Annotated in this window: 13 protein-coding genes; 7 read left to right on the plus strand and 6 right to left on the minus strand. The window is 63.1% G+C overall.

The features are described from left to right. Positions 1 to 254: 254 nt before the first annotated feature. A complete protein-coding gene (locus V7E26_RS03260; RefSeq protein ID WP_324413428.1) occupies positions 255 to 1,136 on the plus strand; it encodes a hypothetical protein in 882 nt (293 codons plus the stop codon). A gap of 1,267 nt (positions 1,137 to 2,403) precedes the next feature. On the opposite strand, the gene V7E26_RS03265 is transcribed toward V7E26_RS03260, so the two are convergent. The 4 genes from V7E26_RS03265 to V7E26_RS03280 form a co-directional block, all read right to left on the minus strand. After that, positions 2,404 to 3,339 (minus strand): SMP-30/gluconolactonase/LRE family protein, encoded by a 936-nt coding sequence (locus tag V7E26_RS03265; RefSeq protein WP_442893349.1) that lies wholly within the window; start codon positions 3,337 to 3,339, stop codon positions 2,404 to 2,406. 396 nt (positions 3,340 to 3,735) lie between these two features. Further along, positions 3,736 to 4,650 (minus strand): SDR family oxidoreductase, encoded by a 915-nt coding sequence (locus tag V7E26_RS03270; RefSeq protein ID WP_324413432.1) that lies wholly within the window; start codon positions 4,648 to 4,650, stop codon positions 3,736 to 3,738. A gap of 129 nt (positions 4,651 to 4,779) precedes the next feature. Continuing rightward, positions 4,780 to 5,919: a thiolase C-terminal domain-containing protein gene (locus V7E26_RS03275; protein ID WP_324413434.1), complete on the minus strand. Its 1,140-nt coding sequence runs from the start codon at positions 5,917 to 5,919 to the stop codon at positions 4,780 to 4,782. Positions 5,920 to 5,924: 5 nt separating this feature from the next. After that, positions 5,925 to 6,338, minus strand: coding sequence for a Zn-ribbon domain-containing OB-fold protein (locus V7E26_RS03280; protein WP_324413436.1), 414 nt, complete (start codon positions 6,336 to 6,338; stop codon positions 5,925 to 5,927). A 203-nt stretch (positions 6,339 to 6,541) separates the two neighbouring features. Between V7E26_RS03280 and V7E26_RS03285 the strand changes: the two genes are divergently transcribed. The 6 genes from V7E26_RS03285 to alkB all read left to right on the plus strand — a co-directional run bounded on the left by V7E26_RS03285 (position 6,542) and on the right by alkB (position 11,768). Beyond that, complete coding sequence (locus tag V7E26_RS03285) at positions 6,542 to 7,882, plus strand: acyclic terpene utilization AtuA family protein (protein ID WP_324413438.1); 1,341 nt, start codon at positions 6,542 to 6,544, stop codon at positions 7,880 to 7,882. Positions 7,883 to 7,884: 2 nt separating this feature from the next. Beyond that, positions 7,885 to 8,205: an AtuA-related protein gene (locus tag V7E26_RS03290; RefSeq protein ID WP_324413440.1), complete on the plus strand. Its 321-nt coding sequence runs from the start codon at positions 7,885 to 7,887 to the stop codon at positions 8,203 to 8,205. 21 nt (positions 8,206 to 8,226) lie between these two features. Continuing rightward, positions 8,227 to 9,576, plus strand: a complete 1,350-nt coding sequence (locus tag V7E26_RS03295) for an amidase (RefSeq protein WP_324413442.1) — start codon at positions 8,227 to 8,229, stop codon at positions 9,574 to 9,576. Continuing rightward, positions 9,569 to 10,255 carry a DUF2848 domain-containing protein gene (locus V7E26_RS03300; protein WP_324413444.1) on the plus strand — a complete coding sequence of 229 codons (687 nt, stop codon included), beginning with the start codon at positions 9,569 to 9,571 and terminating at the stop codon, positions 10,253 to 10,255. The genes V7E26_RS03295 and V7E26_RS03300 overlap by 8 nt, the downstream gene beginning before the upstream one ends. 106 nt (positions 10,256 to 10,361) lie before the next feature. Then, a complete protein-coding gene (locus V7E26_RS03305) occupies positions 10,362 to 11,102 on the plus strand; it encodes a 2OG-Fe(II) oxygenase (RefSeq protein WP_324413446.1) in 741 nt (246 codons plus the stop codon). 12 nt (positions 11,103 to 11,114) lie between these two features. Further along, positions 11,115 to 11,768, plus strand: a complete 654-nt coding sequence (gene alkB / locus V7E26_RS03310; protein ID WP_324413447.1) for a DNA oxidative demethylase AlkB — start codon at positions 11,115 to 11,117, stop codon at positions 11,766 to 11,768. 179 nt (positions 11,769 to 11,947) lie between these two features. On the opposite strand, the gene V7E26_RS03315 is transcribed toward alkB, so the two are convergent. Both V7E26_RS03315 and V7E26_RS03320 read right to left on the minus strand, forming a co-directional pair. Then, positions 11,948 to 12,397: a hypothetical protein gene (locus V7E26_RS03315; RefSeq protein WP_324413449.1), complete on the minus strand. Its 450-nt coding sequence runs from the start codon at positions 12,395 to 12,397 to the stop codon at positions 11,948 to 11,950. A gap of 261 nt (positions 12,398 to 12,658) precedes the next feature. Continuing rightward, positions 12,659 to 14,293: a thiamine pyrophosphate-dependent enzyme gene (locus V7E26_RS03320; protein WP_324413451.1), complete on the minus strand. Its 1,635-nt coding sequence runs from the start codon at positions 14,291 to 14,293 to the stop codon at positions 12,659 to 12,661. Between the last annotated feature and the right edge of the window lie 14 nt (positions 14,294 to 14,307).

Consider the following 14,307-nt stretch of genomic DNA (forward strand, 5'->3'; position numbering starts at 1 on the left):
GAGTTCGCCGACCGAGGCCTCGATTTGAAATGCCAGCTGGCGCGTAACTCAGCGCCATTTGCGGGGACCCAGCGGCTTATTCCGGCCCTCTTGCAACTAAAGGTAGTCTGATACGGAAACCAAGCAACCAAGTCTATTTTTAACTTCTTGATTGATTTGACACTCATCGTTGCTCGCGTTAGCCTACACAACCCGTTCCTGTGCGTCGTGCGATCGAGTGTACAAACTCGAACCACTGAGGAAGGATCGGCCCAATGCCTCAGAACATATCTTCAATCGGCTTTCTAAATTTGCTGACCATCGCCTTGGCGAGCGCGGCGGTAGCCGGCGAGCGCCCGGTTGTAAGGCAAGAACAAAACCCGCTAACAACGTTGCAGGCTCCACCATCGATGGGCGGCGGACCACCACCCTCTGTTATCATTGAGCAGCTGAAACGTAGGTCGATGCCTGCGCTAGAGGGGGCAGGGGAGGTCGCGAAAAAAAACACAATAGCCTTCATTGATTGGGCGTCGTCCGCGGCGGCGATTGATGGCGAACGCATCCGAAAGGCGTTGGCAGAAGCACGGGAAAATTCCGACGTCGTCAACACGATGTGCGAACAGGCGTTTGATCACCAAGTTGGTGACCATGCAAAGGCCCTTGTTGTTCTTGGTCTGCTGGGGGAGATGCGAAGCAAGATCGCCGAAGGTTGCCTGACGAGGTTTGTCTCTCAGCCGCTGCCCGACAAAGGAACGGTAGTCGAGGGCGAGATACTCGAGCGAACGGCCCTCGCAATGTTGCAGGCCAAGGCGGTTGATGGACTTGCATATCTTGGCACCTCTAGCGCAACCAATACGGTCCTCAAAACGGTTGCGGAACATCCTTCGCGTATCGTTAGAGCGGAAGCAATTGCGGCCTACTTATGGAATCAAAGCGATCGAGCGGAAGCGCTCAAAACCCTCGTACCTATCGTTCACGAGAATGAACGGGTATTTCTCGATCGAATTGTGCGCAAATCAGGTGAAACGGCAGAAACATTCAATCCGAAATTGGAGGCGTATCTAAAAGCGCATCCCGAGCTTATCCCACCAGCACCAAGCCAACGTGAGATCGAAAAGGAAAAGGATCAGACGCGTCCTGTTCCACCGCCATTCTAATGTCCTAGTGTGGAGGGCGACTGAGATGTTGAGAAAAATTATCCTGGCCGCAGTTGTGGCTGTTCCTTTCGCGGGGCTGGGCAACAGCTCCTGGGCCGTCTGCAATCAAACCAATGCAAGCACAGCCGATACTGACTTGTGGAATACGCACGCATGCTGGCAAGATTTCTTTCTTTGGTCTTATAGGGCCTATGATCAACGCGAATCCGATTGGAAAGCTCGCGGCTGGTCGGATGCATGCAATCGTCAGCTTGAATTTCCGAAGCACTGGAACGCGGCTTATCTCGTTACCTACGGTCTCGCAGATTTGAACTGCTGCTCATTTCACGGAACTACAGACTACAGGCAACTGGCTGAAGCGCCCAGCAGCCAATTTCACTCTGGTCTCTATCATACAGCTCGAGACGATAGTTGTTGTTTCGGAAGCTTCAATCCTAAAGTGTTTGGCCCAGACGAGCTCGCAACACACTGTGCCCTTTATAATGCCACTTCTGCGAACGCGAACCCGGGCTCTCGAGCGGGGGACTTCATGCATGAGGGTTGGCATGGATGGCTGAGGAAATACAACTGGGACAATGGTTCTTGTGGCGGTCACCGATGTGGTCCGCTGGGTGCGTGTACAGCAAGTGGTTGTGACTATTTCTATTTTCATGGCATTGGCGCGTATGCGTTTGGCGCTCTTTACCAAACGGATGGGACCGCCAATCGCTTCCATTCGCCAAACCAGGTGCAGGTTGAGTTTCTCTGCGATGTCGCTGAATACCCACAGTCCTGGGTACCTAACAGCGTTAGGTTGGCCGCGAGGGCCGATGCTGACGCGCGAGCCGCCGCGCGCTTCATCAATGGCCCAGGTTACAAATGCGGTGATCCCCGACCTTGGTAAAAGGCCTCTACGCCGCCAACGTGCCGGTGGCAGGTGAAGTAGTTTCAGAATCTAGCGCCGCGCGCGACCGTTTTTGGCCTTACGCCGGTTTGGTTTCGTTCGGTTGCGCCGTAGCGGTTGCTTGGTTGGTGAGGCGTGGCTGGAAGATTTGAATCTCGCTTTGATTTCTCGGATCAATTCGTCCGAGATATCGACGCGAACCGGCATTGTGGCGTGCCAAAAGCTAAAGATGCATCCGAAAGCGTGAGGCACTGCCTCGCAGGATCTGGCGCGGGCACGAACACATAGTCAACACATAGTCCTTGGGTCCCCGCGTGCGCGCGCGTACGCGGGGAAGACTCGTGGCGGAAGGTCCAACAATTGTTCGCGCCCACCGCGCCGACCTCACGGCTTCATCGCACCCTGCGCACTGGTGTAGACGGCATATAGCGACGACGAGCCGCAGATATAGAGCCTGTTGCGCTGCTGGCCACCGAAGCACAGATTGGCGACGGTTTCCGGGATGTGGATCTTGCCGAGGAGATCGCCGTCCGCCGTGTAGCAGCGCACGCCGTCCTCGTTCGGATCGCCCCAGCCGACCGAGCACCAGACGCGGCCGTCACGATCGCAGCGCAGCCCGTCGGTAATGCTGGGCTTGGGTATTTCCGCAAACACCTTGCCATTCGAAAGCTTTCCGGCCGCGAGATCGACGTCGAAGGCGCGGATATGCGACGGATTGTCCGGCCCGTCGGTGAAGCCGGTGTCGCAGATGTAAAGCTTCTTCTCGTCGGGCGAGAAGCAAAGGCCGTTCGGTTCGACGAAGTCGTCGACCACCACCTTGATGTCGCCGGACTTCGGATCGACCCGGTAGACGTTCTTCTTGTCCTGCTCCGCCTCGGCCTTGATGCCCTCGTAGTACCCGCCGATCCCGTAGGCGGGGTCGCAGAACCAGATCGAACCGTCGGCGGCGACGACCGCGTCGTTCGGCGAGTTCAGTTTCTTGCCGTTGTACTTGTCGGCGATGATGGTGATCGAGCCGTCGAGTTCGGTCCGGGTGACGCGGCGGCCGGAATGTTCGCAGGTGATCAGGCGTCCTTCGCGATCGATGGTGTTGCCGTTCGAATTCATCGATGGCTGGCGATAGACGCTGACGTGACCGTCATCCTCCGAGAAGCGCATGATGCGGTTGTTGGGAATGTCCGAGAACAGCACGTAACGCCCGGCCGGAAAGTAGACCGGACCTTCGGCCCAGCGGAATCCGGTCGCCACGCGCTCGACCGCCATGGTGCCGGCGAAGGCCGGGAAACCTGTCGGTCCGAACGAGACCTTCGGCTTCTTCATCGACTCCAGGCGAGCGTCCGGATAGCGGGCGCCAGGAAGCGGGCCGAGCGGCAGCGGTTGCGATGCCGTGGTCGGCGCACCGGTCTGGCCGAGCGGCGCGACGGAGGCGGCCGACGCCGTCTTCATCGTGACGGCCGAGGCGGCAAGTGCCGCCGCGCCGGTCAGTATCTTGCGACGGTCGAGGCCGCCGCCTTGCTGTTGGGGATCGGAAAGGGTCAGTGGTGTTGTCATGATTTCCTCCCGTATGTTTTTGTTGGGAGGAAAAACATCTGCCCGCATTCCGGCATAAAGCGGGCGGAGTGACGGAGAAACAATCGGAGATAGTGGTGCGGCGCAAGGTTGAAGCTGTAACCCGGGTGGTTTCGCTATGCGCTCCACCCGGGCTGCGAGCAATCCTCAGATCGGATCCCAGGTGAAGATATCCGCTGAGCGATCCAGCTTGGAGAACGATCCCTTCAGGGCCGGCATGCCGTGTTCGGCAATGGTCTGCGGGGTCCAGCCTTCGCCGCGGTGCACCGAGCGCACCGGACGATGCTGGCCGAACAGGAAGATCTCGTTCATGCGCACGCCGAAGATCTGCCCGGTGACATCCTTGGCGGCATCGGAAAGCAGATAGGCGCAGACCGGCGCGATCTTCTCGGGGCCCATCTGCTTGATCTTCTCGACGCGCGCCTTCTCGGCATCGGTCTCGGTCGGGATGGTGCCAATCATGCGGGTCCAGGCGAACGGCGAGACGCAGTTCGAGCGCACGTTGAAGCGGCCCATGTCGAGTGCGATCGACTTCGACAGGCCGACGATGCCGAGCTTGGCGGCGGCGTAGTTGGCCTGGCCGTAATTGCCGATCAGGCCCGAGGTCGAGGTGAAGTGCACGAAGGAGCCGCTCTCCTGCTCGCGGTACAGCCGCGCCGCGGCGTGCGAGACGTAGAACGAGCCCATCAGGTGCACCTTGATGACGGCTTCGAACGCTTCCACGCTCATCTTGTGGAAGATCATGTCGCGCAGGATGCCGGCATTGTTGACCACACCGTCGAGCCGGCCGAAATGATCGGTCGCGGTCTTGACGATCTTGCTGGCGGGGATCGCTTCCGCCACCGACTCGAAATTGGCAACTGCCGTTCCGCCGCGCTTCTTGATCTCCTCGACCACCTCTTCCGCGGGCGCCGCGTTCGAACCGGCGCCGTCGGCGGCACCGCCGGGATCGTTGACGACGACCTTGGCGCCTTCGGCGGCGCAGAGCAGCGCGATCTCGCGGCCGATGCCGCGGCCCGCGCCGGTGACGATGATGACCTTGTCTTGCAGTGATTTTGCCATTGTTGGTTCTCCTGTTGTGTCCGTCATTCCGGGGCGATGCGAAGCATCGAACTACGATGTGCTATTGCACATCGGAGAATCTCGAGATTCCGGGTCTGGTGCTTCGCACCATCGGAATGACGGAGGTGGTTAGCGTTCGTTCGTAAAGATGATCGTGCCTGACGCGGCGAACATGCCGCCGACGCCGTGGCACACCGAGACCTTCGCATTCGGCACCTGCGCCGGTGCGATGCCGCGCATCTGCCGTATGCTCTCCTGCAGCGCGTACATGCCATACATGCCGGAGTGCATATAGGAGAGGCCGCCGCCATTGGTGTTGAGCGGCAGCTTGCCGCCGGGGCGGGTGTTGCCGTCGGCGATGAACTTGCCGGTTTCCTCGTGCGGCATGAAGCCGAGATCGCCGAGGCCGTAAAGCGGCAGATGCGCAAAGGCGTCGTAGATCATCAGATGGTCGACATCCCCGTGGGTGATGCCGGCCTCCTTGAACGCGAGCGGACCGGCGACCTTGAAGGCGCGCGAGGAGTTGAACGTCTCCATCTGGCTGACCATCGGGGTCTCCACGCTCTCGCCGGTGCCGAGGATATAGACCGGCTTGTTCGGGAAATCCTTGGCGCGGTCGGCCGAGGTGAGGATCAGCGCGCCGCCGCCGTCGGTGACGAGGCAGCATTGCAGCAGGCGGAACGGATAGGCGATCATCCGCGAGTTGAGGACGTCGGCGACCGTGATCGGGTCCTTCATCGTCGCGCGCGGATTCTTCGCGGCCCATTCGCGCTGCACCACGGCGACCATGGCAAGCTGCTCATGGGTGATGCCGTAGGTCTTCATGAAGCGCAGCACGGGAATCGGGAACATACTGGGCGGGCCGTAGACGCCGAACGGCGCTTCGAACTGGCCGTTGAGGCTGTCCGCCGGCGTCGAGCGCGGCAATTTGCCGATCATCGACTTGCCGCTTTCGGCGTGGGTAATCAGCACGGTCTTGCAGAGACCGGCCTCGATCGCCGCAGCGGCATGGCGGACATGCAGCATGAACGAGCAGCCGCCGACGGAAGTACCGTCAACCCAGGTCGGCGTGATGCCGAGGTAATGGGCGATCTGCTGCGGGCTTTCTACCGCAGTGGCGATACCGTCGATATCGGACAGTTTCAGTCCGGCGTCCGCGATGGCGTTGAGTGCCGCATCGGCGTGGAGCTGGATCTGCGACATGTTGGGGATGACGCCGAGTTCGGTGGTCTCGGCAGCGCCGACGACGGCGACCTGGTTTCTGCGCATGGTGCTTAACCCTTCGCCGGACGGAACAGGGGAAGGGTGATCTTGTCGTCGAGCTTTTCGAACGCGACCTCGAGCTTCAAATCGAGCTCCAGCGCCTCCGGCGTCTGCGGACAATCGATGATGTTGCTCATCAGGCGCGGACCCTCGTCGAGTTCGACAACCGCGATGGCGTAAGGTGGGGTGAAGCCGGGGGCCGCCGGGCGGTGGTTGATGACATAGCTGTAGAGCTTGCCCTTGCCGCTCGCCTTGAACACCGAAACCTTGCGCGAGGCGCAGGACGGGCAGAACGGGCGCGGCGGGAAATAGACGTTGGCGCAGGCGTCGCAGCGCTGCAGGCGCAGTTCGCCGGCCTGTGTTCCATCCCAGAAGTGCTGGGTTTCGGGTGTCGGCTTCGGTCTGGCGCGGGCGGGCTCGGCCATGTCGGCAAGTCTCCTTGGGAGGTCGGCGTTTGCTGTTGCAATCTTGATGCGACATTGACTGTGGGCCGTCAACGGTCCTGCGACGGCGGTGATTGCATGGCCGCATTCCCGCGCCCGCGAGCGCTTGTATGCCAGCAATTTTCCGCGCTAGGGTATTTGTCTGATAGCGGGCAGTCCCGTGCTTGCGGTGACAGGGAGATAATGTGCGAACGATACGAATAGGGTCCGGTGCCGGCTATTCGGGCGATCGCATCGAGCCTGCGATCGAACTCGCCGAGAAGGGCGACATCCAGTACCTCGTGTTCGAATGCCTCGGGGAGCGAACGGTCGCGCTGGCGCAGCAGGCGCGCATGAAAGATCCCGACAGCGGCTATGATCCGTTGCTCGAGGAGCGGATGCGCGCGGTGCTGCCGGTCTGCGCCGCCAAGGGCATCAGGATCGTGACCAATATGGGCGCGGCCAATCCGGAAGCCGCCGCGCGCAAGACCGCCGAGATCGCCAAATCGCTCGGGCTGCCGTCGCTGAAAGTGGCGGCCATCGTCGGCGACGACGTGCTCGACGCCTGCAAGGCGGATGATTTGCCGATCATGGAGTTTGACGGCACCATCAAGCAGCTCGGCAACCGGTTGTTGTCGGCCAACGCGTATCTTGGCGCCGAGCCGATGGCGCAGGCGCTCGGCGCAGGCGCCGATATCGTCATCACCGGCAGGGCTTCCGATCCGGCGCTGTTCCTGGCGCCGATGATCCATGCCTTCGGCTGGGCGATGGACGACTGGAATCTGCTCGGACAGGGGACGGTCGCCGGCCATCTGCTGGAGTGCGCGGGCCAGATCACCGGCGGCTATTTCGCTGATCCCGGCTACAAGGACGTGGCTGATCTTGCGCGACTCGGCTTTCCCATCGGTGAAGTCGGCGAGGACGGCAGCCTTGTCGTCACCAAGGTTGCGGGCTCGGGCGGCGCGGTGACGGCGCAGACCTGCAAGGAGCAGTTGCTGTATGAGGTGCATGACCCCGAGAAATATTTCCAACCTGACGTGGTAGCGGATTTCTCGCAGGTGAGGGTCGAGGAAATCGGACCCGATCGTGTTCGCGTCAGCGGCGGGCGCGGCGCCAGGCGCACGGATACGCTGAAGGTCTCGGTCGGCTATGTCGACAGCTATATCGGCGAGGGACAGATCTCCTATGCCGGTCCCGGCGCGCTGGCGCGCGGACGGCTGGCGCTGGATATCGTCCGCGAGCGGCTGAAGCTGACCAATGTCGCGGCCAGCGAATTGCGCTTCGAACTGGTCGGCGTCGATGCCCTGCACGGGCCGGAAGTCTCCGCGTGCGCCAACGAACCCTATGAGGTGCGCGTGCGCGTTTCCGGGCGCACCGAGAATCTGCGCGAGGCGGTCAGGATCGGCAACGAAGTCGAGACGCTCTATACCAACGGCCCGGCCGCGGGCGGCGGCGCCTGGAAATCCGCGCGCGACGTTGTGGCGGTGGCCTCCGTGCTGCTGCCGCGCGAGCTGGCAAAGCCGCAAGTCCGGTTCGTGGGAGCGTAACGATGAAGTTGCGCGAGATCGCTCATTCCCGCACCGGCGACAAAGGCAACATTTCCAACATCTCGGTCATCGCCTATGACGCGAAGCACTACCCGCTGCTGCTCGAACAGGTGACGGCCGCCCGGGTGAAGTCGCATTTCGCCGGCGTTGTCCAGGGCGAGGTGGTTCGCTATGAACTGCCCAACCTCGCGGCGCTGAACTTCGTGATGGGCCAGACGCTGGGCGGCGGCGTGACACGCTCGCTGGCGCTCGATGCGCACGGCAAATCGTTGAGTTCGGCGCTGCTCGATCTCGATATCCTAACAGCGCCACAAAGCGAATAACAAAGAGAGCGATCGACAATCATGCCTGCTAACCCGACACTCGCCACCCTGGCCGCCGATCTCGATGCCGGACGCACCACCGCGCGAAAACTGGTCGAGGAATGTCTCGCACGAATTGCCGATCCCGCCGGGGAGGGCGACCGGACCTTCATCCATGTCGACAAGGACGCCGCGCTATCGGCCGCCGACGCGATGGATCATTTGCGCAAGGCCAATGCCGCGCCGTCGCCCTATGCCGGGATTCCCGTCTCGATCAAGGACCTGTTCGACATCAAGGGGCAGGTGACGCGCGCCGGCTCCCGTGCGCTGGAGGATTCGGCGCCGGCGGATGCCGATGCGCTCGTGGTAGCGCGGCTGCGGCGCGCCGGTTTCATCGTGATCGGCCGCACCAACATGACCGAATTCGCCTATTCCGGCATCGGCATCAATCCGCATTACGGCACGCCGAAGAGCGCGTTCAATCGCAGCGTTGGCCACGTGCCCGGCGGTTCTTCTTCCGGCGCGGCGGTCTCGATTGCCGATCGCATGGCCTATGGCGCGCTCGGCACCGATACCGGCGGCTCCTGCCGGATTCCGGCGGCCTATAACGGCATCGTCGGCTACAAGCCGACGCAGGCCCGCGTGCCGCTCGACGGCGGCGTGCCGCTGTCGTCCTCGCTCGACAGCTTTGGGCCGCTGGCGCGCAGCGTCGCCTGCTGCGCGGTGCTCGACGCCGTGCTGGCCGATGAAGCCGTGCAGCCGCTGCAGCCGCGTCCGGTCAAGGGCATGCGGCTTGCGGTGCCGATCACGATTGCGCTCGACGATCTCGACGACGAGGTCGCCAAGACGTTTGAGCGTGCGCTCGCCGCGCTGTCGCGCCAGGGCGCGCTGATCGAGCGGATCGAGGTGCCGGAATTCAATGATGTGCTGGTCATGAACACCAAGGGCGGATTCGCCGCCGCGGAGAGTTTTGCCTGGCACCGCTACCTGCTGACGAGCAAGGGCGACGTCTATGATCCCCGCGTTCGCGTCCGCATCCAGCGCGGCGAAAGCATCAGCGCGGCCGATTACATCGATATTCTCGGCGCGCGCCGCGCGTTCATCGCGCGCGCCGAAAAGCGGATCGCGCCCTATGACGCGCTGGTGCTGCCGACCACCGCCAACACCCCGCCTGTCATTGCCGACCTCGCCGACGACCACGCCTTCACCAAGCAGAACTTGCGTTCGCTGCGCAACTGCACGCTGATCAACATGCTCGACGGCTGCGCGATCTCGCTGCCGGCGCATCGCGACGGCGAGGTGCCGGTCGGGTTGATGCTGGCGGCCGCAGGCGGTTCGGACCGCCGTATCTTCGAACTGGCGGCCGGAATGGAGGATGTCATCCGTGTTTGATCTGACCTTCAACGTCGACGACAAGGGTATGCTGACGCCGCTGACGCTGGCGATCGATCAGGCCGTGATCGCCGGCTGGACCGGGCGCGATCCGGTGGCACGCGACAAGCACATCGCCGAGCTTGAAGTGATCGGCATCGCGCGCCCGGCGACGACGCCGATCTACTATCGCTGCTCGGCGCGGCGGATTACGCTCGCCGACCGTATCGATGTCTCCGGCGAAGATTCCAGCGGCGAGGTCGAGTTCGTGCTGATCGGCTGGCAGGGCCGCACCTTCGTCGGCTGCGGCTCCGACCATACCGATCGCAAGGTGGAGAGCTACAGCGTCACCGTCTCCAAGCAGATGTGCGACAAGCCTGTCGCTTCAACGCTGTGGGAGCTGGAGGACGTCATCGGCCATTGGGACCGGATGATCCTGCGCTCCTGGGCCACCATCGGCGGCGCCCGCGTGCTGTATCAGGAAGGCACGCTGGACGCGATGCTGCCAGTGAACGACCTGATCGCGCGCGGCTTCGGCGGCAAGGGTCTGCCCGACGGCTGCGCCATGTTCGGCGGCACGTTTGCGGCCAAGGGCGGCATCCGCCCGGCCGATCGCTTCGATTTCGAGCTGGAAGACCCCGTGATGAAGCGGAAGATCAGCCACGGCTATGACGTGATCACGATGCCGGTGCTGGGGTAGGTTTCTCCGCCTGTCGTCCCGGCCAAGCGAAGCGCGAGCCGGGACAACGACGGAGCATTCGGAAATCGGGTGGCTTCGCCCAGGCTCAATTGCGAGACTGTCCGCCATGAGAGCAACCGCAAGAAATATCGACCGTCCGCCCGCCATCGCCGCCCGCGTCGACGCCATCGACTGGGCGCAGGTAACCTCTGATCTCGACGCCGGGGGCTGCGCCGTGCTGAAGGGATTGCTGTCGCCGGAAGAATGCGCAGCGCTCGCCGCGCTCTATCCGGACGACAGGAACTTCCGCAGCCGCATCGTGATGGGGCGACACGGCTTCGGCCGCGGCGAATACAAGTATTTTGCCTATCCGCTGCCCGACCTGATCGCGGAACTGCGGCCCGCGCTCTATGCGCGGCTGTGCGGCACGGCCAATCGCTGGAACGAGACGATGGGAATCGACATCCGTTACCCCGACCGTCACGAGGCGTTCCTGAAGCGCTGTCACGACGCCGGACAGACGCGGCCGACGCCGCTGCTGCTGCAATATGGCGAGGGCGACTACAATTGCCTGCATCAGGACCTCTACGGCGAACACGTGTTTCCGCTGCAGGTCGCGATCCTGCTGTCGGAGCCCGGGCGCGATTTCGAGGGCGGCGAGTTCGTGCTGACGGAGCAGCGGCCGCGGATGCAGTCGCGGCCCGAGGTGGTGCCGTTGAGGCAAGGCGATGCGGTCGCCTTTGCTGTCCATCACAGGCCGGTGCAGGGGACGCGCGGGCCCTATCGCGTTAACCTGCGCCACGGCGTCAGCCGGATCAGATCCGGCCACCGTCACACCGTCGGCGTGATCTTCCACGATGCGAAATGAGCGCGGCCTGAATTGACTGCGGACTTGTTCGAGAGCGTTGGCGACGCGCGTCCATCGCGCGAGGCGATGGCGGAGGGTGCGGTGCTGCTGCGCGGCTTTGCGCGGCCGTTCGAAGCCGAACTCCTTCCGGCACTCCGCGCGGTCGTCAAGCAGGCGCCGTTCCGGCATCTGATCACGCCGGGCGGCCACCGCATGTCGGTCGCGATGACCAATTGCGGCAGCGTCGGCTGGGTGTCGGATTCCAGTGGCTACCGCTATGACGCCATTGATCCCGACTCCGCGCAGAAGTGGCCGGCGATGCCGCCGGTGCTGCGCAGATTGGCGGCCGACGCTGCTGGCGATGCCGGGTTCAATGGCTTCGCGCCGGAGGCCTGCCTGATCAACCGCTACGTACCGGGCGCGAAGCTGTCGCTGCATCAGGACAAGGATGAGCTCGACTTTGGCGCACCGATCGTCTCGGTGTCACTGGGGCTGCCCGCGATCTTCCTGTTCGGCGGCCCGAAGCGTGCCGACAAGACTGTGCGCTACCGTCTGGAACATGGCGACGTGGTGGTCTGGGGCGGCCCGTCGCGGCTGTTCTTTCACGGCGTCGCGCCGCTCGCTGACGGGGAGCATCACGTCATGGGACGCCAGCGGATCAACCTGACTTTTCGCAAGGCGCGCTGATTTTCCTTCTCCCGCAAGGAGAGAATTTGCAAGCATCCCGCGCCATGGGAAATGTCGCTTAGCAAGTACGAGCAGATCCGATCGCCGCGCTTGAGCGAGCGAGTCGAGAAGCGCCCGCCGGCCAAGTGAAGACCAGGTGCACCGGCGGGATATGGACGATGGCCGTTAGGTCGTGGGACTTAGCACACGCGGCAAAATCCCCAAGATGCGCAACAGCTGCCGGACGCGCAGGTGACCGCACAGCCGACCGCACAGCCGACCGCGCAGGCACGGACCGCACAGCCACGGCAGGCACGGACCGCGCAGCCACGGCAGGCACGGGCCGCGCAGCCACGGCAGCCACGGGCCGCGCAGCCACGGCAGCCACCTGCGCGGGCTAGCTGCACGCCGCTGCCAACGTTTTGCTTATCGATGAGATGGAACGTGGCGAGACTGACGTCGGCCATTTCCTCTTCGCTAAGAACGAAGCGCTGATTGGGCGGGGTATTGTCAGATTGCCCGATATCGGCAGCGGGCATCGTGGATGCTGATGTGTTACCGAGCAGCGAACCCAGTCCGGTGGCACCCAGCACCGTCACAGCAGCTTTGGCTATGCGTTTCTGCTTCGAAGCCTGCTTGACCTGTGGCATGGTCTGCATCCTCCGCAAGTTCTTATGATTGAGGTGGCAAGTGTGCGCTCGGCAAACCCGGCGCGCAAGGTTTGTCTGTGCGATAAGATGCAAACCTTCCCATCGAGTTCCCATTCATCTTCATGAACGAGATCGACACTGCCGCTTGGCTTGCACTGTCATAATTCGAAGGTGACGAAGTGAGGTACACTTTGTGCCACACGCGATTGCGTGGCCCGGTGTTGCATGGTTGAAGAAACTGACGACGGCGGGATTGGGTCGTTACGCCTGCGGCTTCGGTGGGTGGATGAATGCCCAAGGGCTGACTTCCGAATCCGTCGGCACTTCCACCGAAATCACGCAGGGCCCGCCGTCCGCCAGCGCCTTTTCCAGCGCGGGCTTGAACTGCTCCGGCGAAGTCACGCGCGCCGCAGCCACGCCGAAGGATTCCGCCAGCTTCACGAAATCCGGATTGACCAGGTCGGACGCCACCACGCGGCCGTCAAAATGCTGGCGCTGGTCGCGGCGCACATTGCCGTAGGCATTGTTGTTGAACACCAGCGTCACCACGCCGATCTTGAACTGCACGGCGGTCGATAGTTCCTGCACGCCGAACATGAACCCGCCGTCGCCGGTGATGGCGACCACGGGCCGGTCTGGATTGGCGACCTTGGCGCCGAGCGCGGTCGGGAAGCCCGAGCCCAGCGTGCCCTGATAGCCCGAGGTGATGAAGGTGCGCGGCTCATAGATCGGAAAGCCGTACCAGGAGGCAAAGCCGACCTGCGACAGCTCGTCGGTGACGATGGCATTCGCCGGCAGCACCTCGCGCAGGATGTTCAGGTACGCCATCTGCGGCTGCACCTTCTGGATCTCCTGCTGCGCTGCCGCGGTCGCCTCGCGGATCTCGCCGCGCCGGCCGCTGGTCCTGTTGTAACCGGCCTTCTTCACGGCGGCGACGAGATCGGCCGTTCCCGCCCTGGCGTCGGCGACAACAGCGACGTCGGATACGAGCCGGCGCATCTCGGCCGGGTCGATGTCGATGCGAACCGATTTCAATCCCTTCGGCTGATAGGGCCAGCGAAAGCCGGATGCCGGCAGCTCGGCACGGGTGCCGATTGCGATCATCAGATCGGTGGTCGGCCAGAGCTTGTAGCCGGCGGCCATGGTCAGCCCGAGCTCATGCGCGTTGGAGACGATGCCGCGGCCGCTGCGGAACGCCACCACGGGCGCGTCGATCATTTCGGCAAGTTCGAGGATTTCTTCGCGCGCGTCGATCGCGCCGCTGCCGACGAAGATCATCGGCCGCTTCGCGTCCTTGATCAGCGCGGTGGCGGCCTTGATGCGGTCGGGATCGGGCTGCGGCGCGGGCAGGCGATCGAACACCTGGGAGCGGCCGACCTGTGCGCGCTGCGTGAACACATCCCACGGCATTTCCAGCGACACCGGGCCGCGGCGCCCCGACAGCATTTCCTGGAACGCGCGCGACACCGCTGAAGGCGCCGCATCGGGATATTCGATGCGCTCGGCCCATTTGACGAAGGTGCGCAGCGTCGCAAGCTGGTCCGGCATCTCGTGCAGATGGCCGCGGCCCTTGCCGAGAAAAGCTGTCGGCACCTGGCCGGTCAGGCAGAGCACCGGCTCGTTGCAGCCGAAGGCGGTGAGCATCGCAGCGCTGGCATTGAGCACGCCGGGGCCGGGCACCACGCTGAACACGCCGGGCTTGCCGGATGAGCGCGCATAGCCGAACGCCATGTAGCCGCAGGCCTGCTCGTGCCGCGCGCCAATCACCTTCAACTGCGCCTGATGGAAGGCGTCGAACAGGCCGTAGATTTGTGCGCCGGGCAGGCCGAACACGGTGTCGACGCCATGCGCGACCAGGCCATTGACGATCGCTTCGCCGCCGGAAGTTGCTGTCATTACTCTACCCACTC

The organism is Bradyrhizobium sp. (genome assembly GCF_036735945.1).
Classification (GTDB): Bacteria; Pseudomonadota; Alphaproteobacteria; order Rhizobiales; family Xanthobacteraceae; genus Bradyrhizobium.

What these genes read in the sequence shown, in the direction of transcription:
- V7E26_RS03260 (WP_324413428.1), top strand. Translation starts at nt 255, where the DNA reads ATGCCTCAGAACATATCTTCAATCGGCTTTCTAAATTTGCTGACCATC.
- V7E26_RS03265 (WP_442893349.1), bottom strand. Translation starts at nt 3,339, where the DNA reads ATGAAGAAGCCGAAGGTCTCGTTCGGACCGACAGGTTTCCCGGCCTTC.
- V7E26_RS03270 (WP_324413432.1), bottom strand. Translation starts at nt 4,650, where the DNA reads ATGGCAAAATCACTGCAAGACAAGGTCATCATCGTCACCGGCGCGGGC.
- V7E26_RS03275 (WP_324413434.1), bottom strand. Translation starts at nt 5,919, where the DNA reads ATGCGCAGAAACCAGGTCGCCGTCGTCGGCGCTGCCGAGACCACCGAA.
- V7E26_RS03280 (WP_324413436.1), bottom strand. Translation starts at nt 6,338, where the DNA reads ATGGCCGAGCCCGCCCGCGCCAGACCGAAGCCGACACCCGAAACCCAG.
- V7E26_RS03290 (WP_324413440.1), top strand. Translation starts at nt 7,885, where the DNA reads ATGAAGTTGCGCGAGATCGCTCATTCCCGCACCGGCGACAAAGGCAAC.
- V7E26_RS03295 (WP_324413442.1), top strand. Translation starts at nt 8,227, where the DNA reads ATGCCTGCTAACCCGACACTCGCCACCCTGGCCGCCGATCTCGATGCC.
- V7E26_RS03305 (WP_324413446.1), top strand. Translation starts at nt 10,362, where the DNA reads ATGAGAGCAACCGCAAGAAATATCGACCGTCCGCCCGCCATCGCCGCC.
- V7E26_RS03315 (WP_324413449.1), bottom strand. Translation starts at nt 12,397, where the DNA reads ATGCCACAGGTCAAGCAGGCTTCGAAGCAGAAACGCATAGCCAAAGCT.
- V7E26_RS03320 (WP_324413451.1), bottom strand. Translation starts at nt 14,293, where the DNA reads ATGACAGCAACTTCCGGCGGCGAAGCGATCGTCAATGGCCTGGTCGCG.